The organism is Xanthomonas sp. WHRI 7065 (genome assembly GCF_040203115.2).
Taxonomy (GTDB): Bacteria; Pseudomonadota; Gammaproteobacteria; order Xanthomonadales; family Xanthomonadaceae; genus Xanthomonas; species Xanthomonas arboricola.
The window spans coordinates 3,367,680-3,388,834 of the sequence record NZ_CP168194.1 but is presented as its reverse complement, the minus strand read 5'-3'; the positions used below and the strand labels follow the sequence as shown (position 1 = coordinate 3,388,834).

The following is a 21,155-nucleotide window of genomic DNA, read 5'->3' as shown; positions in this document are numbered from 1 at the left end:
TGGGGTGTCTGCGCTGATTGCCTACTTTTTTGACTGCGTCTGACGCGGTCGTCTGCCTTGGAGAATGGAAAGATGTTGAGCAAATTCGCGCCACTGTCGCTTGCGGTGGCCATCGCGGTGACGCTCTCGGCGTGTGGCAGTTCCGACGACAGCGCCAAGCCGGCACCGGCCGCAACGCCGGCCGCACCGACCAGGGTGGATGTGTCCAAGCTCGATGCACCGATCGTGGCCTTCGGCATCAACGACCTGGATCCGGCCATCAACGCGTGTCAGGACCTCAACGGCTTCGTCAACGCCAAGTGGCTCAAGGCCAATCCGGTGCCATCGGACCGCACCAGCTGGGGCAGTTTCGAAGTGCTGGCCGAGCGGTCGCTGACCATCCAGCACGCGCTGGTGGAGCAACTGGCGCGCGGCAACCTGTCGGCCGGCTCGGTGGATGCCAAGATCGCCGACCTGTGGCGTACCGGCTCGGACGAAGCGGCGATCGACAAGGCCGGCATCACGCCGCTGCAGCCGCAGCTGAAGGCGATCGATGCGCTGACCGATGCGCCGGCCATTGCCGCGTGGTTGCGCGACAGCTATGCCAAGGGCCAGGGCTTCGTGTTCTCGTTCGGCGCCAATGCCGACTACAAGAATTCCGAGCAGATGATCGCCTACGCAGGCCAGGGCGGTCTGGGGCTGCCGGAGAAGGGCTATTACACCGATCCGGCGCAGGCCAAGATCCGTGAGCAGTACGTGGCCTACATCGCGCGCGTGCTGGAATTGTCCGGCGTTGCGCCAGCGCAGGCGGCAACCCAGGCCAAGGCGGTGATGGCGTTCGAAACGCGCCTGGCCAATGCCTCGCTGTCGCGCATCGAGCTGCGCGACCCGGCCAAGCGCTACAACCCGGTCGATGTGGCCGGTGCCAATGCGGTCACGCCGCATTTCGACTGGCAGGCGTTCTTCAGCGCGCTCAAGGTGCCGGCCGGGACGTTCTCGCTGAGCCAGCCGGGTTACTTCGCCGAACTCGATGCGATGCTGGCCGACACGCCGGTGGACACCTGGAAGGCCTACCTGCGTTTCCACAGCGTGGATGAAGCAGCGCCGTATCTGGCCAAACCGTTCGAGCAGGCCAACTTCGATTTCTATGCCAAGACGCTGCGTGGCCAGCAGGACATGCTGCCGCGCTGGAAGCGCACCTTGAACGCGGTCAACGAGGCGATGGGCGAGGCCCTGGGCCAGTTGTACGTGCAGTCCGCGTTCCCGGCCGAGTCCAAGCAGCAGATGCAGCAGCTGGTGCAGAACCTCTCGGCAGCGCTGAAGGCGCGGCTGGAAAAGCTCGACTGGATGAGCGCGGAAACCAAGCAGCGCGCGCTGGAGAAGTGGGCCAGCTTCACGCCCAAGATCGGCTACCCGGACCAATGGCGCGACTGGTCGGGCCTGGAAACCCGTGGCGATGGATTCCTGGCCAACATGCAGGCCGCGCAGGCATTCAACTACCGCTACATGCTGGACAAGATCGGTAAGCCGGTCGACAAGCGCGAGTGGCATATGACCCCGCAGACGGTCAATGCGTACTACAACGCCACGCGCAACGAGATCGTGTTTCCGGCCGCGATCCTGCAGCCGCCGTTCTTCGATCCCAAGGCCGACCCGGCATTGAACTACGGCGGTATCGGCGCGGTGATCGGGCACGAGATGATGCATGGCTACGACGACTCGGGCAGCCAGTTCGATGCCAAGGGCAACTTCGATACCTGGTGGACCGATGCGGACCGCAAGCTGTTCACCCAGCGCACCGACCAGCTGGTGGCGCAGTTCGACGGCTATGAGGCGATTCCCGGCGTACACGTCAAAGGCAAGCTGACCCTGGGCGAGAACATCGGCGACCTGGGCGGCCTCACCGTGGCCTACGACGCGCTGCAGATGGCGTTGAAGGAACAATCCGACGCCGGCAAGGACATCGACGGTTATACCCAGGACCAGCGCTTCTTCATGAATTGGGCCACGGTGTGGCGCCGCAACTTCACCGACGGCGAACTGCGCGTGCGCCTGAACACCGATCCGCATGCGCCGGCCAATTTCCGCGCCAATGGCGCGCCGTCGAACATGCCGGCATTCGCGCAGGCATTCCAGTGCAAGCCCGGCGATGCGATGGTGCGTGGGGACAAAGAGCGCGTTGCAATCTGGTGATCGGCGCAACTGCAGCACGCGCGGTTGCGACCGCGCGTGCTGCAAATGCCTTGTTTTGGCGGCTTTGTAGAGCCTGCTTGCGGCTGCGTCTGCACATCGGGCTGCCGGTGCAGCGTCTAGACTGCCGCGCTCCGAAGGGCAGGAAGCGGCAGTGACAAGGCGAAAGATCTTCAAGGCGATCGGGATCGGTGTGCTGATCCTGGTGCTGGGCAGCGTGCTGTCGTTGTACGGCTACGGGCGCTTTGCCGATCGTCAGCGCGGTGCGGTGAGCCATGCGCTGCCTGCCACGGCGATCGCCACGCCGATCGATCGGGTCGTCGCGCCGCTGCAGCAGGCACATGCCGGCCAGACCGGCATGGTGATCCTGCCCGACAACGTCGATGCGTTTGCGGTGCGCGCGCTCACCGCGCGTGCGGCCGGGCGTAGCCTGGATCTGCAGTACTACATCTGGCATGCGGACTTCACCGGCAACCTGCTGCACAACGAGCTGCTGCATGCGGCCGATCGCGGCGTGCGCGTGCGCCTGCTGCTGGACGACATGAACATCCATGGCAGCGATTCAGTGCTGGCGGCGCTGGACAGCCACCCGCTGATCGAGATCCGGCTGTTCAATCCCACCCGTGCGCGCGAAGGCACGCTGATGCGCGGCGTGGAGATGGTGCTGCGCATGTTCAGCATCAATCGGCGCATGCACAACAAGGCCTGGATTGCCGATGGCCGGATGGCGGTGGTGGGCGGCCGCAATGTCGGCGACGAGTATTTCGATGCGGCGCGCGACACCAACTTCATGGACACGGACGCGGCGTTGATGGGGCCGGCCGTGGGCCAGGCCGAGCGGGTCTTCGATGCGTACTGGAACAGCCCCAACGCCTTGCCGCTGGACGCGCTGGTGACCGCACAGCCGCAGGCACTGGATGCGTTGCGCGGCAGTCTGGACGCCGGCCTGGCATCGGCACGCGCGCATCCCTACGTGGAGCGGCTGCGCCAGTCGCCGAGCGTGCAGGCCCTGACGCAGGGCCAGCGCCAGGTGCACTGGCTGGAGCAGGCGCGCATCGTCTCCGACCCGCCGGAAAAGGCCGAAGGCGCACCGCCGCAGGCGGACTGGATGACGCCAATCCTGATCGGCGAGATGGCGCGTGCGCAGCGCGAGCTGAAGGTGATCTCGCCGTACTTCGTGCCGGGCGAGGAAGGCATGCGCTGGATCGGCCAGTTGCGTCGGCGCAATGTGCGCGTCAGCGTGTTGACCAATTCGCTGGCGGCAAACGACGTGGTTGCCGTCCACAGCGGCTATGCCGATTACCGCGTGCCACTGCTCACCCAGGGCGTGCGCCTGTACGAGCTCAAGCCGATGGGCAAGCCGGACGGCAGCCTGTTCGGGTCCAGCGGGGCCAGCCTGCACACCAAGGCTTTCGTGGTGGACGACAGCAGCGGCTTCATCGGCTCTTTCAATCTGGATCCGCGCTCGATGAACCTCAATACCGAGATGGGCCTGCTGTTCAACGATCGCGCAGTGGCCGCGCAACTGGAACAGGTCTACAACCGCAAGATCGGTGCGCCGGTGAGTTACCGCGTGACTCTGGAGCACGGCGAGTTGCGCTGGCACGACGATGCGGCGCAACCGCCCGAGGTGTGGTCGCAGGAGCCGGCAGCCAGCGTGTGGCGGCGTGGCGCGGCGACGGTGATGGGCTGGTTGCCGCTGGAGTCGCAGTTGTAGTTCCGCCGCATGCGCGTGCAGCGCGCTACTGCAGCTGTGTCACGATCTCGCGCGCCATCGCGCCCAGCGGCAGGATGCGGTCGGCGCCGCCGCGTTTGATCGCTTCCTTGGGCATGCCGAACACGATGCTGGTGTGCTCGTCCTGCGCCACCGTGCGTGCGCCGGCCTGACGCATTTCCAGCAGCCCGGCGGCGCCGTCGTCGCCCATGCCGGTCATGATGATGCCCAGTGCATTGCTGCCGGCCGCACGCGCGGCCGAGCGGAACAGCACATCCACCGACGGACGATGCCGGTTGACCGGCGGGCCTTCCATCACTTCGACAAAGTATTGCGCGCCACTGCGGCGTAGCAGCAGATGCTTGCCGCCGGGCGCGATCAGTGCGCGGCCCGGCATCACCCGGTCGTTGTTGGCCGCTTCCTTCACCGCGATCTGGCACAGGCCGTTGAGGCGCGCGGCGAAGGCGGCGGTGAATTTCTCCGGCATGTGCTGCACGATCACGATGCCGGGGCAGACGCGCGGCAAGGCGGTCAGCACTTCTTCCAGCGCCTGGGTGCCGCCGGTGGAGGTGCCGATGGCAACGATGCGCTCGGTGGTCTGCGCCAGCGCGCGCCCGCTTTGCGCCGGCAGGATCACATCGGCGGTGTGCTTGACCTCCGCTTCCAGCGGCGCTGCGGCAACCCGCGCGGCCAGCCGTTTGACGTTGGCGCGTGCGGCGCTGCGCACCGTATTGACCAGTTCCTCGGCCGAGTCGGTGAGGAACTGCTTGAGCCCCAGCCGCGGCTTGGTCACCACAGCCACCGCGCCGGCGGCCAGGGCATCCATGGTGACGCGTGCGCCTTTTTCGGTGAGCGTCGAACAGATCACCACCGGGGTGGGGCGCTCGCTCATGATCTTGCGCAGGAAGGTGATGCCGTCCATGCGCGGCATTTCCACGTCCAGCACGATCACGTCCGGCCATTGCTTGCGCATCTTCTCGATCGCCAGCAACGGGTCGGCCGCGGTGGCGATGACCTCGATGTCGGCCGCGTCGTTGAGCACGCCCACCAGCACCTGGCGCACCACCGCCGAGTCGTCGACGACCATGGCCTTGATGGGACTGGGGCTGGCGGCAGGGCGGTTGAGGGCTATCGACACGGCGGATCCTTGGCTCAGGCCTTGCGGAAGATCGAGGGTGCCACCTGGACCAGATCGATGTCGAGTTCGCTCAGGCTTTCCGAATGACCGATGCAGAAATATCCGCCCGACTTGAGGTTGGACAGCACGCGCAGGATGACCTCGCGCTTGGTCTGGCCATTGAAATAGATCATGACATTGCGCAGGAAGATCGCATCGAAGCTGCCCAGCATCGGCAGGGCCGTGTTGAGGTTGGCATGCACGAACTTGACCCGGTCGCGCAGGCGGCGCTCCACCAGCAAGGTGCCGTCGTACTCGCCCTGACCACGCAGGCAATAGCGCTTCAGATACGCCTGTGGAATGCCGTCGATGCGTTGCAGCGCGTAGTGCCCGGTGCGTGCCTTGGCCAGCACGCGGGTGCTGATGTCGCTGCCGACCACTTCGAACGGCCGCCCCTGCAAGGCGTCGTCCAGCACCATCGCCATGCTGTAGGCCTCTTCGCCGCTGGAGCTGGCCGCGCTCCAGCAGCGGAACGGCAGGCCGCCGCGATGTTCGCCGGCCAGCTTGCGCAGCAATTCGAAGTGCTTGGGCTCGCGGAAGAAGTAGGTCTCGTTGGTGGTCAGCAGATCGATCGCGGTCTGGATCTCGGCGCGGTCCTGGCGGCTTTCCAGCAATTGCAGGTACTGCGTGTAATTGCTGAACTGGTGTTCGCGCAGGCGCTTGCCCAGGCGGCCGCACAACATGGCCTTCTTGCCGGAGGAAATGCTGATGCCGGCCGCTTCGAAGATGAAGCGCTGGAAGCGGCCGAATTCCTGTTCGGTGATGGCGGTGGACGTGCTCATGTCAGGCGACATCCGCATCGCTGGGCAGTGCGTTGCCGCACAGGCGGGCGATGCGCACGGCGTGTTCGCGCCACCACTCCGACAGCATCGGCCCGGGCATCGGTGAGCCCATCAGATAGCCTTGCGCCAGGTCGCAGCCCAGCTCGCGCAGCAGGCGCCAGTCGTCCGGGGTTTCCACCCCTTCGGCCACGGCGGTGAGATCGAGCCGGTGCGCCAGTTCCAGCGTGGATTCGAGTACGGTGCGCTGGCTGCGGCTGCGATGGGCGGCATGCACGAAGCTGCGATCGAGCTTGAGTTCGGTGAAGGGAATGCTGGCCAGGCGCTGCAGCGAGGAAAACCCCGTGCCGTAGTCGTCGATGGACAGGCCGAAGCCATGCAGGCGCAGGCGCGCCAGCATGCTCAGGGCATTTGCCGGCTCGACGATGGCGCTTTCGGTGAGTTCCAGCACCAGATCGGCAGGGCTCAGGCCGTTGTCGCTCAGCTTGCCGCACAGTTGTTCGAGAAAGCCCTGCTCACTGAGCAGGTTGGGCGACAGGTTCAAGGCCAGGCTCAGCTCGAAGCCTTCTGCGCGCCAGTCCACCAGTTGCGCAACCGCCAGGTCGATCACTTGCTGGGTCAAGGCATGGATCAGGCCTTCGCGTTCGGCCAGCGGAATGAAGCGCTCCGGCCCGATCATGTCGCCTTGCGGGCGGCGCCAGCGCGCGAGTGCTTCCACACCGCGCAGGCGGCCATCCCTGAGATCGAGTTTGGGTTGGTAGGCCACGCGGATCTCGCCGCGGCGCATGGCCCGGTCCAGCCGCGATGCCGCCGCGCCACCGCTGGACATCAGCGGCGATATCGCCGGCTGTGCAAACGCAGGTGCGTTCGTGGCCAGCCCCGGTTCGCACTCCAGCACATTGGCCAGGTCCTGCAGATGCATCGGCTTTTCGATGCCGCCGAGCACGCGCACGCCGGCGCTGCGGCTGAGTTGCATCACCGCATCGATCAAGGCGCCGCCGCGCTGCGAGACCACCACCACCGGCACGCTGTACTTGCCGCGTGCCAGCGCATCGAGCAGCTGCACGCCGTCCATGCCCGGCATTTCCAGATCGATCAGCAGCAGCGATGGTGAAATCGCACTGCCCAGCCAGGCCAGCGCGGCGTGGCCGTCGACCGCGCCATCGACCGCGACGGCGCCGAGCTGGCGGCACAGCGCCATCGCGTGTTCGCGCTGGACCACGCTGTCGTCGACGACCAACACGGGGCCGTCCAGCGCGCAGCTGCAGGAGAGAAGGGTGGGGCGCATGGGAGTCCTTGCGTGCATGCTGGACATGTCAGGCTGCCAGCTCGGCGATAGGCAGCTGGGCGAGTGCGTCGCTGCCCAGCACCGTGTCGGCGTCGAGCAGGATCACGAAGCGCTCGCCGATCCTGGCCATCGCATGGATGCATTCGCGTGCGATACCGGCACCAAAACTGGGCGCACCGGCGATGGCGTCGGGCGCGATCTCCAGCACTTCGCTCACTGCGTCCACCAGCAGGCCGAGCACCTGATGCGTCTGGCCATGGGCGATCTCCACGATCACGATGCAACTGCGCTTGGTGATCGCGCTCGTATTGCGGCCGAAGCGTTGCTGCAGATCCACCACCGGCACCACCGCGCCCCGCAGGTTGATCACGCCGCGCAGGGCCGGCGGCATCATCGGCACGTCGGTGGGCGCACGGTATTCGATGATTTCCTTGATGCCGAGGATGCCCAGGCCGAACATCTCCGTGCCCAGCAGAAAGGTCAGGTATTGCTGCGGTGCCGTCGATGACGGCGCAACGGTGCGTGTGGTGGTGATGGCTGCGCTGTGCGGTTGCATCGTCGTTTCCTCAGAAGCTGGCGAACTGCGATTCGTCGATCGCATCGGCGGTGGTCGCCACCGCGCTGATCTGGCGCACGTTGCTGCGACGCGGCGGTGCGCTGACCGCGGTGCTGCTGCCATGCGTTGCGATCCGGCGCGGGCCAGGCTTGTTGCTGGGCGATGCCACCGCGCGCCCGCTGTTGCCGAGCCGGAAGAAGCCCATCAACTGCTGCAGCTGTTCGGCCTGCGCGCTCATTTCCTCCGAGGTGGCGGCCAGTTCTTCGGCATTGGCCGCAGCCGACTGCGTGGTCTGGTTCAACTGGCCGACGGCGGTGTTGATCTGGCTGACGCCAGCGGTCTGTTCCTCGGAGGCGGCGGCGATTTCCTGCACCAGGTCGGAGGTGCGGCGGATCGAGGGCACCATCTCGCCGAGCACGCGGCCGGCGCTTTCGGCCAGGTCCACACTGGAGCCGGCCACCTCGCCGATCTCCTGCGCGGCGATCTGACTGCGCTCGGCCAGCTTGCGTACTTCCGCTGCGACCACCGCAAAGCCCTTGCCATGTTCGCCGGCACGCGCGGCCTCGATGGCGGCATTGAGCGCCAGCAGATTGGTCTGGTAGGCGATGTCGTCGATGATGCCGATCTTTTTGGCGATGTCCTTCATCGCCACCACGGTGGCGCGCACGGTGTCGCCGCCGTCGGCCGCTTCGCTGGCGGCCTTGGCGGCCATGCTGTCGGTGACGCGCGCGTTCTCGGTGTTCTGCGCGATGGAGGCGGTCATCTGCTCCAGCGAAGCGCTGGTCTCTTCCACGCCGGCAGCCTGTTCGCTGGCGGCCTGGGCCAGCGCCTGCGCGGTGGCACTGACCTGTTCGGAGGCGCTTGCCAGGTTCTCGGCGTTGCGGTTGACCTCATCGACGATCTCGGTCAGCCGGCTCATGGTGGTGTTGACGTAGCGCTGCATGTCGGCGAACGCGCCTTCGTAGCGGCCTTCCACGGTGTGGGTGAGGTCGCCGTCGGCCATTGCGCCCATTACCTGGATCACCTCGGAAATGCTGCGCAGGTTGCCGCGCGCACGCTCCACGGTGTCGTTGATGAAGGCCTTCTTGCCCGGCAGCTGCGCCAGCGGTGCCTCGAAGTTGCCGCGGCCGAACTCGGCCACCACGCCCATCGCCAGTTTCTTGACTGCGATATGCGCGCCCACCATCTGGTTGATGCCGGTGGCCATGCTGCGGAAATCGCCGTCGAAGCCGCTGCTGTCGATCACCACATCGATGTCGCCGGCCTCGTGTTCGGCCGACATGTGGTTGATCTCGCGGATCAGGCCGGTGAGGTTGCCGCGCACCTGTTCCAGGGTTTCGTTGATGAAGCGCTTCTTGCCCGGCAGCAACGGCAGCTGCGCGGTGAAGTTGCCGCGGCCGAACTCGGCCACGCAGGCGATGGCCTGCTTCTTGACCGCGATGTGGCTGGCCACCATCGCATTGATGCCCTCGGCCATGCGGCGGAAATCGCCGCTGAAACGCTGGCTGTCGATGACCACGTCGATATCGCCGGCATCGTGCTCGGCTGCCATGCGGTTGACCTCGGCGACCATGCCGGTGAGGTTGCCGCGGATCTGTTCGACGATCTCGTTGATGAAGGCCTTCTTGCCCGGCAGGCGTTCCAGCTCGGCGGAGAAGTTGCCGCGGCCGAACTCGGCCACGCACGCCATGGCCTGCTTCTTGACCGCGATGTGGCTGGCGACCATGCGGTTGATGCCTTCGCCCATGGTGCGGAAGTCGCCGTCGAAACGCGCCACGTCGATGCGTGCATCGATCTCGCCGGCATCGTGTTCCTGCGAGACGCGGTTGATCTCCTCGTTGACGTGGGCGATGTTGCCTTGCACCTTGCGCAGCGCACGCAGCACCTCGCAGGCCTGCTCATCCCGCAGCTGCGGCAGGGCGACAGCGAAGTTGCCGCGCGCAAAGGCATCCAGCGTGGTGGTGGCAAGCTGCAGCGAGCCGGTCGCGCTGCGGATCGCATGGAGCAGCAGCGCACCGCTGACGAGTGCGGCCAGGACGCTGGCGGCGAGCAGGGCGCCGTGCGACAGCGTCAGCGCAAAGCCAGCGACCACCACCACGACGGGCAAGGCGAGGGCGAGGGCGGCGGTGAACCACAACTGCGTGGCGATCGGGAGACGGTGTGACATGGCGGCAGCTTCCTGGGCTCAGGGAACAACGAATGACGCGGTGATGTGGGGAGTGCTGGTGTGGTGACTCAGGCCGCCAGGGCGTCCTGGTTTGGATGCAATTGCTGCAGCAGGCTGGGCACATCGAGAATCAGCGCGACATCGCCGCTGCCCAGGATGCTCGAGCCACTGATGCCCTTGACCTGCGCGAAGACCTTGGACAACGGCTTGATCACGGTCTGCCATTCGCCCAGCAAGGTGTCCACGACCAGGCCGAAGCGCTGGGCGCCCTGGCGGATCACCACGATGCTTTCGCGCGCCGGGGTCCTGCCGCCGAGCGCGAACAGCTCGCGCAGGCGCACATACGGCAGCACGCTGCCACGCAGGTCGATGTAGTCGCTGGCGTAGTCGGGGGTGAACTCCACGCATTCCTCCACCACGTCCAGCGGCACCACGAACACCGACTTGCCGACGCCGACCTGGAAGCCGTTGATGATGGCCAGCGTCAGCGGCAGCCGCACCGAGATGGTGGTGCCCACGCCGGCGCTGCTGTCGATCTCCACGGTGCCGCGCAGCGCGGTGATGTTGCGCTTGACCACGTCCATGCCGACGCCGCGCCCGGACAGGTTGGTGACCTTTTCGGCGGTGGAGAACCCCGGCTCGAAGATCATCGCGAACACCTCGCGGTCGCTGAGCTGGCGGCCCGGTTCGATCAGGCCGCGTTCCAGTGCCTTGGCCAGGATGCGGTCGCGGTTCAGGCCGCCGCCGTCGTCGGTGATCTGGATGACGATGCTGCCGGAGTCGTGATACGCGTTGAGGCCAACGGTGCCGCGTGCGGGCTTGCCGCGCGCCACGCGCACGTCCGCCGGTTCGATGCCGTGGTCCATGGCATTGCGCACCAGATGGGTGAGCGGGTCGCCGATCTTTTCCACCACCGACTTGTCCAGCTCGGTGTCCTCGCCGGCCACCACCAGCGCGATGTCCTTGCCGAGTTCGCGCGCCACATCGTGCACCACGCGCTGGAAGCGGCTGAAGGTGCCGCCGATCTTGACCATGCGCAGTTGCAGGGCGCTTTCGCGCACCTCTTCCACCAGGCCGGCCAGGATCGAGGCCGATTCCAGCAACTGCGCGTCGCCGGTGCGCTGTGCGTTGGCATTGGTGCCGGCCACCGCGATTATGAGTTCGCCGACCAGATCGATCATGCGATCGAGCTTGTCGGCGTCGACGCGGATCGAGCGCGCGTCGGTGTTGCGTGCGCCGGTGTCCTGCGGCGCGCGTGCCGGCGCTGCGGCCGGGACGGCAGCCAGCGTGCCGACGACCGGCGCGGCAGCCGCGACCGGCTCGCTGGCAGGCACCGCGCTGGCGTCCATCGGTGCCGGCACCGAGAGGATCTCCAGGTCGCAGTCTTCGCGCACGAACTCGAACACGTCCTCGATCGCGGCACGGTCGGCATCGCTGCGCAGCAGGATCTGGAAGCCCAGATAATTGGCTTCCGGATCGAGCGCTTCGAAGCTCGGCAGCTGGCTGACATCGGTGCTGATCGACTCGACCGAGCCCAGCCCGCGCAGGTTGCGGATCAGCTTGAGCGGCGAGTTGCCGTAGCGCAGTGCGTCGGCGAACAGTTTCAGCGTGATGCGCCAGTAACCGCTCTGTTTTTCCGGGGTGCTGTGCTGGAGGGCGGTGGCGGTGACACCGCATGCGCTGGCCTGCAGGTAGGTCTGCAGTTGTGCCAGCAGGGGTTCGGCCTCTGCCGCCAGTGCGTCGGCATCGGCGTGAGCGGGGTCGGCGGCGGTTTCCACCAGGGCATGGATGTGGTCGCAGCACACCAGCAGCAGCGCGATCAGTTCCGAGCTCAGCGTCAGCGCGTCGTCGCGCACCAGGTCCAGCACGCTTTCCACGACATGGGTGAAGCCGACCAGCTGCGGCAGATCGAACAGGCCGCCCGAGCCCTTGATGGTGTGCGCCGCACGGAAGATCGCGTTGACCGCATCCGGCGAGGACTCGCCACGCTCGGCTTCGAGCAGGTGACGTTCCATGTCTTCGAGCAGGTCCCGGCTCTCGGCCAGGAAGGTCTGCATCAGCTGGTTCATATCCATACGCGTTGCCGGTCCGTTAGTGAATGCGTTCGCCGATACCCGCAACCGCGTGCGGGTACAGCGCTTCGAGCAGGCCCAGCAGTTCGATCACATCGACCACCGCGCGGCTGGAATCGGTCAGCGAAAATGGCCGGCCGTCGGCCTGGATCGCCTGCTTGGTCGCCAGCAGCAACTGCAGGCCGGTGGTGTCGATCTCGCTGACCGCGCCCAGGTCCAGGTGCAATCCGCCCGGATGCAGCAAGGCCGGCTGCAGCAGCGGCTTGAGTTCGGCAGCGCGACGGATGGTCATCTCGCCTTCCAGGGCGAGCGTCAGAGGCGCGGGTAGATCGGACAGTGGCGTGTTCATTGATGCCTCAAGCGATGCGATGGCGCACGGATGCGTGCCATGACGCGGAAGAAGGTCGCTCCGGCGTGGCTTGCGTGGGCAGCTCTGCACACGCGGACATGCCGGTCCATGCAGGTATCGGCGCGTGACAGGAATATTTAGGCCAAATTCAGTGCAGTGACGGATTTGAGAAATCCATCACTGCCTGGGCATTAATTGCTCAGCTTTGTCGCAAGCAGGCTCAGGAAACCAATGTCCTGGACAGTCCTGTAGGACAGATAGCCGCCTTTCAGCCGACTTCTTTAATGCGTGCGGGATGGATCTGTGCACGGCCACTGCCGCGAAAACGCATGAAACAGGCTGCATGCGTCACGCCCGGCATCGTGTGTAGCGAAGGGCGTTAGTGGAAATGCCGCATTGGACCGGATTGACCTCGCGCCGCGATCGCAACGCGCCCGACGCGTGCTCGCGTCCTGCACGGTCGAGAGCGCTGCATAAAGCAGGCGCAACCGACCACGCAGCGCGCTTATCTCGGTGCCAGCATCGTCAGCAGCCCACGTGCGGCGTTGAAGCGGTCCGCGCCCTCCGGCAGCGGCAGCTTGATGCGCAGTTTGTCCGGGCCGTCCATGGTGTAGATCTTGGGCTGCTTCTGGATCATCTGGATCACCGCGACCGGGTCGATGGCCGGTTTCGCCTCGAAGACCAGCCGGCCGCCGTTCTCGCCCAGGTCCAGCTTGCGCACACCCAGCGCATTGGCCTGCAGCTTGAGCTCGGCAATCGCGAACAGGTGCTTGACCGGGTCCGGCAGCAGGCCGAAGCGGTCGATCATCTCCACCTGCAATTCGCGCAGCGCGTCGGCATCGCGGGCGCTGGAGATGCGCTTGTACAGCGTCAGGCGCGTGTGCACGTCGGGCAGGTAATCCTCGGGAATCAGCGCGGCCACATGCAGCTCGACCTCGGCACCGCGGACCTCCTCGCCGGCATCCAGGTCCGGCAGCTTGCCCTGGCGGATGCTGCGCACTGCGCGTTCCAGCAGCTCGGTATACAGGCTGAAACCGACCTCGGCCATCTGCCCACTCTGGTCTTCGCCCAGCAGCTCGCCGGCACCGCGGATTTCCAGATCGTGGGTGGCCAGGGTGAAGCCGGCACCGAGCTCGTCCATGGAGGCGATCGCCTCCAGGCGCTTTTCCGCATCGGAGGTCATCGAGCGACGATCCGGCACCACCAGGTACGCGTAGGCGCGGTGATGCGAGCGGCCGACGCGGCCGCGCAGCTGGTGCAACTGCGCCAGCCCGAAGCGGTCGGCGCGGTTGATGATGATGGTGTTGGCATTGGGGATGTCGATACCCGACTCGATGATCGTGGTCGACAGCAGCACATTGAAGCGCTGCTTCTGGAAGTCCAGCATCACCCGCTCCAGCTCGCGCTCGGGCATCTGCCCATGCGCGATACCGATGCGCGCTTCCGGCACCAGTTCGGACAGCTCGCGCTGCATGCGCACGATGCTTTCCACGTCGTTGTGCAGGAAGTACAGCTGCCCGCCGCGACTGAGCTCGCGCTGGAAGGCCTCGCGCAGCAGCGCGTTGTCCCAGGCGGTGATGAAGGTCTGCACCGCCAGCCGGTTCGGCGGCGGGGTGGCGATGATCGACAGGTCGCGCAGCCCGGCCATGGCCATGTTGAGCGTGCGCGGGATGGGGGTTGCGGTCAGCGTGAGCAGATGTACGTTGGCGCGCATCGCCTTGAGCGCTTCCTTCTGCCGCACGCCGAAGCGCTGCTCTTCGTCGACCACGACCAGGCCCAGGTCCTTGAACTTGACGTCCGGCTGCAGCAGCCGGTGCGTGCCGATGATGACGTCGATCTCGCCGCTGGCGACCTTCTCCAGCTCGGCCTTGATCTCCTTGGTGCTCTTGAAGCGCGACAGCACTTCCACCTTCATCGGGTAATCGGCGAAGCGGTCGCGGAAGTTGCGGTAATGCTGCTCGGCCAGCAACGTGGTCGGCACCAGCACGGCGACCTGCTTGCCGGCGCTGGCGGCGGCAAATGCGGCGCGCACGGCCACCTCGGTCTTGCCGAAGCCGACATCGCCGCAGACCACGCGATCCATCGGCTGGCTGCTGCCCAGATCGCGCAGCGTCGCATCGATGGCCGCCAACTGGTCGGCGGTTTCCTCGAACGGAAAGCCGGCCGCGAACGGTTCGTACATCGCCCGGTCCACCTGCAGCGCCAGACCGGCACGCGCCCGCCGGCGGGCCTGGATTTCCAGCAGCTCGGCCGCCACGTCGCGGACCTTTTCGGCCGCCTTGCGCTTGGCCTTGGTCCATTGCTCGCCGCCCAGCGAATGCAGCGGCGCGGTCTCGGCCGAGGCGCCGGAATAGCGGCTGATCAGATGCAGCTGCGCCACCGGCACATACAGCCGGTCGCCCTTGGCGTATTCGATTTCCAGAAACTCGCCGGGCATGCCGCCGGCGTCGAGCACGATCAGGCCGCGGTAGCGGCCCACACCGTGGTCCTCGTGCACGATCGGCGCGCCTTCGGACAGCTCGCCCAGATCGCGGATGATCGCTTCCGGCTCGCGTCCGACCCGGCGGCTGCGGCGCGGCTGGTTGGCGCGCTCGGGAAACAGCTGGCGCTCGGTCAGCACTGCAATCTGTGGGGCGTCCAGCGCAAAGCCGTCTTCCAGCGGCGCCACGGTGATGCCGAAGCGCAGCTTGGGCGCCGCCAGGAAGGCGGGCAGGTCGGCGACGACCTCCGGCTTCAATTGCGCGGCGGCCAGCACTTCCATCAAGGCTTCGCGCCGGCCGGCGGTATCGGCTGCCACCAGCACGCGGCCGGGGTAATGGCCCAGGAACGAGGCCAGCGCCTGGCCGGCCGGGGCGTCTTTTGCCGCCACCGGCAGCGGCGGCAACGGCTGGTCGCCCAGCGCGGCGGCCTCGTCGATGCGCGGATGGTCGCTGGCCCAGACTTCGATGCGCGCCAGCTTGTTGAGCCGCTCGCGCAGTGCGTCCGGCGACTGATACAACTCGTCCGGCGTCAGCAGCGGGCGTTCCACATCGTGGCGGCGTTGCTCGTAGCGGTCCTGCGCCTGCGCCCAGAACGTGTCGGCCGCATTGGAAACGCCGGTGGCGACCAGCGGCAGCACGCGCTTGTCCAGATAATCGAACAAGGTGGCGGTCTTGCTGAAGAACATCGGCAGGTAATACTCCACCCCCGACGGCGCCAGCCCCGACTTCAGATCCTGATACAACGCGCTGCGCCGGGTATCCACGTCGAAACGCTCGCGCAGGCAGGCCAGCACACGCTCCACGCTGGCATCGTCCATCGGCACTTCACGGCCAGGCAGCAGCTTGACGGCCTCGACCTTGTCCAGCGAGCGCTGCGATTCCGGGTCGAAGGCGCGGATCGAGTCGATATCCTCGTCCAGCAACTCGATCCGCAACGGCGTGGCTTCGCCCATCGGGAACACGTCGAGCAGGCCGCCGCGCACTGCAAAATCGCCCGGGTCCATCACCTGCGGCACGTTGCGGTAGCCGGCGCTTTCCAGACGGCGTTTTTCCGCATCCAGATCCAGCCGCTGGCCGACCTTGAGATCGAAACTGCCGCCGACGATGTAGCTCAGCGGCGCCAACTGCTGCATCAGCGTCTGCACCGGCACGATCACCACGCCACGGGTCAGTGCGGGCAACCGATGCAGTGCGGCCAGGCGCTGGCTGATGATCTCCGGGTGCGGGCTGAACTGGTCGTAGGGCAGGGTTTCCCAATCGGGAAACGGCACCACCGGCAGCGTCGCATGCTCGCCGAGCAAGGCATGCAGATCCGCCTCGATCTGATGCGCGCTCTGGTTGTCGCGGGCGATCACCAGCAGCGGGCCGGCATGCGCCTCAGCGGCGCGTGCGATCGACCAGGCCAGCGCAGTCGGCGAAGACGGAGCGCGCCAATAGGCGCGGAGCTGGCCGGACTTGGGCAGCGGCGGAGAGGGGAAGGTGGTTGGCGACGGCATCAGCCGGCAATTTTATCAGAGCACCCACCACGGCCGGTCCATCCGGCGTGAAAGCCGGCGTCGGGCCACCAGCGCCGCGTTGGTCGGATGTGCGGCTCTCGCCATCTACATACCGACCAGCTCGACTTGTCCTTGCCCGCTCACCGTCGCGGGACCTTACTCGGCATGGATGCCGCGTAAGAGCCTACAGGGACGTACTTGCGGCGTGTCCTGCGAGGGTGGGCGGGCAAGGGCCCCGCAGCCAAGCGACAGATGAACAATCAAAGCCAGGTGAGTCGAGGGTGCGGCGTCCTCACCGCTCGCGGGACACGCCGTGAATCCGTCCGTGGAGGCTCGGTGGCGGCATCCATGCCGCCACACGGTCCCGCAACCGGTGAGGACACCGCACCAGACAGTTGCCGGTTGTTTTGTTGAAAACCATACACACCGACCATCTCGACAGGTCCTTGCCCGCTCACCGTCGCGGGACCTTGAGCGGCATGGATGCCGCGCCAGAGCCTACAAGGACGTACTTGCGGCGTGTCCTGCGATGGTGGGCGGGCAAGGGCCCTGCAGCCAAGCGACAGATCAACAACCAAAGCCGGGTGAGTCGATGGTGCGGCGTCCTCACCGCTCGCGGGACACGCCGTGAATCCATCCGTGGAGGCTCGGTGGCGGCATCCATGCCGCCACACGGTCCCGCAATCGGCGAGGACACCGCCCCAGACAGTTGGTCGGTTGTTTGAAACGCTGGTCCGCTGCCCTGGCTTTCTTGCGGAACGAACGGCCTCGTCCTGCCCGAGCAGCAGGACACCGTGCCTGCTCGCACTGTGCCTACCGACCATCCCGACAGGTCCTTGCCCGCTCACCGTCGCGGGACCTTACGCGGCATGGATGCCGCGTAAGAGCCTACACGGACGTACTTGCGGCGTGTCCTGCGATGGTGGGCGGGCGAGGGCCCTGCAGCCAAGTGACACATCAACAACCAAAGCTAGGTGAGTCAAGGGCGCGGCGGCCTTCCCAATCCCCAATCCCCAATCCCAGCCCCTCAGGCATCCAGCTCGAGCACCATCCGCACCAGCTCCGGCGAATCCGGATGCGGCTGCGGCTTGAAGCCCAGCGACTCGGCCAGCTGCAGCATCGGCACATTGCTTTGCAGCACGTCGCCGAACAGACAATCCAGATATTTGCGCCGCGCCCACTTGACCAGCTTGCGCATCAATTGCCGTCCCAGCCCCTGGCCGGCGACGAAGCTGCTGACCAGGATGGTGTACTCGGCCTGGCGGGTGCCCGGCACCAGCGCCGCGCGCGCCACCGCTCCCACCAGCGCCTCGCCCGGCGGCAGCTGTTCGGCGGCCACCAGCACGATTTCGCTCTTGGGGTTGGGATGGGTCAGGCGCTGCACCATCTCCGGGGTGATTTCGGCGGAGGAACGCACGAAGCGCGCGCGGATTTCCTCCGGGCCCAACAGGCTGAAGGCGCCCTGCAGCGGCGGACCGTCCTCGGGACGGATCGGGCGGAGCAGGAGCGTGCGGCCATTGGGCAGGCTGAAGTTTTCATGCCAGGGAGGCATGCGATTGCGAATGGCCATGACCGGTGTTCCTTAAAGATCGGAAGATTCTGGCACCAGCCCAGCGCACAACCGTGAATGAATCCGGTGCGCCGCTGGGGGCCGTCTGGGGGTGGCAGTGCTTCCCTCATCACTGTACCGAGCGATACCGTGATCCAGTCGTGAGTATGCAGCCGCGTTCGCCAGCGCGAGCAGGCGCCTGGTACCGGCGACTCAGGCGTCCTGGCGCAGCCACTCCAGCCGGGTCGATGCACCGGCCTCGCCCAGGTGCTGCTTCAGCACCGGCAGCGCGGGCGCCAATACCTGGTCGAACTGCCACGGCGCATTGACGATCAGCAGCCCGCTGCCGGTCAGGCGCAGCGGCGAGTCGTCCGGGCGCACCTGCAGCTCGGCCACCAGCACCGACTTGGCCGGTAACGTGGCCGCCTTGCGCATGAACGGCTGCAGGCTGCGGCGCAGCTTGATCGGGTACCACACCATGCAGATCGCCTGCGGCCAGCGCGCCAGGGTCTCGCGCACGCTGTGGATGACCTGCGGGTACTCGGCTTCCTGCGCCTCGTATGGCGGGTCGATCAGCACCAGCCCGCGGCCGATCTTGGTCTCGCCCGCGCGCGGCGGCACGAAGGCGCGAATCGCCTCGTAGCCATCGCCGGCATGCACGCGCACGCGGCTGTCCCTGGCGAACAGGCGCTTGAGCGCCTCGGCCTCTTCCGGCTGCAACTCGCAGAACGCCATGCGGTCCTGTTCGCGCAGCGCCTGCGCCGCCAGCAACGGCGAGCCGGGGTAATGGTTGATCTGGATGCCGGCGGTGGGGCGCGCCGGCTTCTGGCCGGGCGTGGCCGGGCGGGCGACGGTGTGGTTGTCGGCCTGTACCGCGCGCAGATAGCGTTCGACCACCTCGGGCAGGGTCGACTCGGCCATCAGCCGCATCACCCCGGCATCGGCCTCGTTGGTCTTGCGGCTTTCCTCGCCGCCGAGCTGGTAGCGCCCGCGTCCGGCGTGGGTGTCGAGCACGAAGAACGGCGTGTCCTTGCGCTTGAGGGTGTCGATCAGCGCCAGCAAGGCGATGTGCTTGAGCACGTCGGCATGGTTGCCGGCATGGAAGGCGTGGCGATAGTTCATCGCGGCAGTGTACGGGCCGCGCCAGCATGCGGCTATGCTGCGCGCCATGTCCGAGTCCCCCGCCCGCGTGCTCGTCGTCGAAGACGAAGCCGCCATTGCCGATACCGTGCTGTACGCGCTGCGCAGCGAAGGCTATGCGCCCGAACACTGCCTGCTGGGCCGTGACGCATTGGCGCGCCTGCGCGCCGATCCGGCCGATGTGGTGGTGCTGGACGTGGGCCTGCCGGACATCAACGGCTTCGAGGTGTGCCGCACGCTGCGCGGGTTCAGCGACGTGCCGGTGATCTTCCTGACCGCGCGCAACGACGAGATCGACCGCGTGCTCGGCTTCGAACTGGGCGCCGACGACTACATGGTCAAGCCGTTCTCCCCGCGCGAGCTGGTGGCGCGGGTGCGCGCGCGGCTGCGTCGTCGCAATGCGGCCGCCGTGGCGGAGCCGGGCTGGCAGCCGCATGGCGCGTTTGCGATCGATCGCGAGGGCAGCCGCATCCGCTACGGCGATGCGCTGCTGCCGCTGACCCGCTACGAGTACGCGCTGCTGTCGGCGCTGTTGCAGCGCCCCGGCGCGATCCTGAGCCGCGCGCAGCTGATGGACCGCGGCTGGGACGCCAGCGCCGACAGTGCCGACCGCACCGTGGACACCCATATCAAGACGCTGCGCGGCAAGCTGCGCCAGGCCGGCGTGCCGGCCGACCCGATCCGCACCCACCGTGGCCTCGGCTACGCGCTGGAGCTATAGCCATGGGCGAGTGCAGGCATCGCGTTGTTCTCCGGGCCGGTGCCTGAGATGCGGCTCGGTCTCAAGCTGTTCCTGGGCTTCTTCCTGATCGTCGGGCTGGCCGCGTTCTTCGTGATGCGGGTGTTCGTCAACGAGGTCAAGCCGGGCGTGCGCCAGGCGATGGAATCCACGCTGGTGGACGCGGCCAATGTGCTGGCGGAAATGGCCAGCGGCGAGCTGGCTGCCGGCACGATCGCCAGCGGCAGCTTTGCGCGCAACGTGGCGCAGGCGCAGCGGCGCGACCCCAAGGCCTGGGTGTGGCGGTTCCGCAAGAACAACGTGGCCTACCGCGTCACCGTGACCGACGCGCGCGGCGTGGTGGTGTTCGACTCGCTGGGCCGCGATGTGGGCCGCGACAATTCGCGCTGGAACGATGTCTATCGCACCTTGCGCGGCGAATACGGCGCGCGTTCCAGCCCGGAGGTCGATGGCGACCCGACCGCCACGGTGATGCATGTGGCCGCACCGATCTACGCGCCGAATGACCCGGCCAAGTTGATCGGCGTGCTGACGCTGGCGCAGCCCAATCGCAGCATCGACCCGTTCATCGAAGCCAGCCAGCGCAACATCCTGCAACGCGGTGCCTGGCTGATCGGCATTTCCGCGCTGATCGGCATCTGGATGACCTGGTGGCTGATGCGCGGCATCGGCCGGCTCAATCGCTACGCACAGGCGGTGAGCGCCGGCGTGCCGGTGCCGCCGCCGGAGCCGCGCGGCGATGAAATCGGCGACCTGGGCCAGGCGCTGGAAAGCATGCGGCGCAAGCTGGAAGGCAAGGCGTACGTGGAGCAGTACGTGCAGTCGCTGACGCACGAGATGAAGAGCCCGCTGGCGGCAATCCGGGGTGCGTCCGAACTGTTGAGCGAGCCACTGCCGGAAGCCGATCGCCAGCACTTTGTCGCCAGCATCCGCGCGCAGGAGTTGCGCCTGACCGAAACCATCGACAAGCTGCTGGCGCTGGCCGAGGTGGAGCAGCACGGCTGGCTGCAGACGCGCGAGCGCATCGCGGTGGCTGGCCTGCTGCAGGCGGCCGTGGATGCCGTGCTGCCGCGTGCGGCAGCGGCCGGCGTGCTGCTGGAACGCGATGCCGCCTCCGACACGGCGCGCGGGCAGTACGTGCTGGGCGATGAATTCCTGTTGCGCCAGGCGCTGATCAACCTGCTGGAAAATGCCATCGCGTTTTCACCGCAGGGCAGCACCATCCAGCTGCGTGCACAGGTGCTGAAGGAACAGGTGCAGCTGGTGGTAGAAGACCGCGGTAGCGGCGTGCCGGACTACGCACTGGAACGGGTGTTCGAACGTTTCTATTCGCTGGCCCGCCCGCAGACCGGGCAACGCAGCTCCGGCCTCGGCCTGCCGTTCGTGCGCGAAGTCGCGCGCCTGCATGGTGGCGAGGCCACGCTGGGCAACCGCGAAGGCGGCGGTGCGATCGCGACGCTGCGCCTGCCTATCGGCTAAG

14 protein-coding genes are annotated in these 21,155 nt (G+C 66.8%); 4 read left to right on the top strand and 10 right to left on the bottom strand.

Annotated elements, in window-relative coordinates; translation table 11 throughout:
- The first annotated feature begins 72 nt into the window (after positions 1-72).
- Together ABQY64_RS14195 and ABQY64_RS14190 are read left to right on the top strand one after the other, a co-directional pair.
- Complete coding sequence (locus ABQY64_RS14195) at positions 73-2,172, top strand: M13-type metalloendopeptidase (RefSeq protein WP_349780042.1); 2,100 nt, start codon at positions 73-75, stop codon at positions 2,170-2,172.
- Between the two features lie 151 nt (positions 2,173-2,323).
- Positions 2,324-3,886 carry a phospholipase D family protein gene (locus tag ABQY64_RS14190; RefSeq protein ID WP_349780043.1) on the top strand — a complete coding sequence of 521 codons (1,563 nt, stop codon included), beginning with the start codon at positions 2,324-2,326 and terminating at the stop codon, positions 3,884-3,886.
- A gap of 25 nt (positions 3,887-3,911) precedes the next feature.
- Here ABQY64_RS14190 and ABQY64_RS14185 read toward each other — a convergent pair whose 3' ends face one another.
- From ABQY64_RS14185 to ABQY64_RS14140, 10 genes are all read right to left on the bottom strand, one after another.
- The gene (locus ABQY64_RS14185; RefSeq protein WP_026064711.1) at positions 3,912-5,039 is read right to left on the bottom strand and encodes a chemotaxis response regulator protein-glutamate methylesterase; all 1,128 of its coding nucleotides are present in this window, start codon (positions 5,037-5,039) and stop codon (positions 3,912-3,914) included.
- Positions 5,036-5,842 (bottom strand): protein-glutamate O-methyltransferase CheR, encoded by an 807-nt coding sequence (locus ABQY64_RS14180; RefSeq protein WP_024939356.1) that lies wholly within the window; start codon positions 5,840-5,842, stop codon positions 5,036-5,038. Before ABQY64_RS14180 ends, ABQY64_RS14185 begins: the two co-directional genes overlap by 4 nt.
- A 1-nt stretch (position 5,843) precedes the next feature.
- Complete coding sequence (locus ABQY64_RS14175; protein WP_039519918.1) at positions 5,844-7,127, bottom strand: EAL domain-containing protein; 1,284 nt, start codon at positions 7,125-7,127, stop codon at positions 5,844-5,846.
- 28 nt (positions 7,128-7,155) lie between these two features.
- Positions 7,156-7,683 carry a chemotaxis protein CheW gene (locus ABQY64_RS14170; protein WP_349780044.1) on the bottom strand — a complete coding sequence of 176 codons (528 nt, stop codon included), beginning with the start codon at positions 7,681-7,683 and terminating at the stop codon, positions 7,156-7,158.
- 10 nt (positions 7,684-7,693) lie between these two features.
- Positions 7,694-9,850: a methyl-accepting chemotaxis protein gene (locus tag ABQY64_RS14165; protein WP_349780045.1), complete on the bottom strand. Its 2,157-nt coding sequence runs from the start codon at positions 9,848-9,850 to the stop codon at positions 7,694-7,696.
- A 68-nt stretch (positions 9,851-9,918) separates the two neighbouring features.
- Positions 9,919-11,925, bottom strand: a complete 2,007-nt coding sequence (locus ABQY64_RS14160) for a chemotaxis protein CheA (RefSeq protein ID WP_039526255.1) — start codon at positions 11,923-11,925, stop codon at positions 9,919-9,921.
- Between the two features lie 16 nt (positions 11,926-11,941).
- Positions 11,942-12,271 (bottom strand): lipid asymmetry maintenance protein MlaB, encoded by a 330-nt coding sequence (locus ABQY64_RS14155; RefSeq protein ID WP_016905011.1) that lies wholly within the window; start codon positions 12,269-12,271, stop codon positions 11,942-11,944.
- Between the two features lie 505 nt (positions 12,272-12,776).
- Positions 12,777-16,247, bottom strand: coding sequence for a transcription-repair coupling factor (mfd, locus tag ABQY64_RS14150; RefSeq protein ID WP_024939352.1), 3,471 nt, complete (start codon positions 16,245-16,247; stop codon positions 12,777-12,779).
- Positions 16,248-17,274: 1,027 nt separating this feature from the next.
- Positions 17,275-17,817, bottom strand: coding sequence for a GNAT family N-acetyltransferase (locus ABQY64_RS14145; RefSeq protein ID WP_024939889.1), 543 nt, complete (start codon positions 17,815-17,817; stop codon positions 17,275-17,277).
- Positions 17,818-18,009: 192 nt separating this feature from the next.
- Entirely contained in the window at positions 18,010-18,918 is a 909-nt protein-coding gene (locus ABQY64_RS14140; RefSeq protein WP_016902309.1) for a 23S rRNA (adenine(2030)-N(6))-methyltransferase RlmJ, read from the bottom strand.
- Between the two features lie 34 nt (positions 18,919-18,952).
- Between ABQY64_RS14140 and creB the strand changes: the two genes are divergently transcribed.
- Together creB and creC are read left to right on the top strand one after the other, a co-directional pair.
- Complete coding sequence (gene creB, locus ABQY64_RS14135; RefSeq protein ID WP_349780046.1) at positions 18,953-19,657, top strand: two-component system response regulator CreB; 705 nt, start codon at positions 18,953-18,955, stop codon at positions 19,655-19,657.
- A gap of 48 nt (positions 19,658-19,705) precedes the next feature.
- The gene (gene creC, locus ABQY64_RS14130) at positions 19,706-21,154 is read left to right on the top strand and encodes a two-component system sensor histidine kinase CreC (RefSeq protein WP_065049912.1); all 1,449 of its coding nucleotides are present in this window, start codon (positions 19,706-19,708) and stop codon (positions 21,152-21,154) included.
- Position 21,155: the final 1 nt, after the last annotated feature.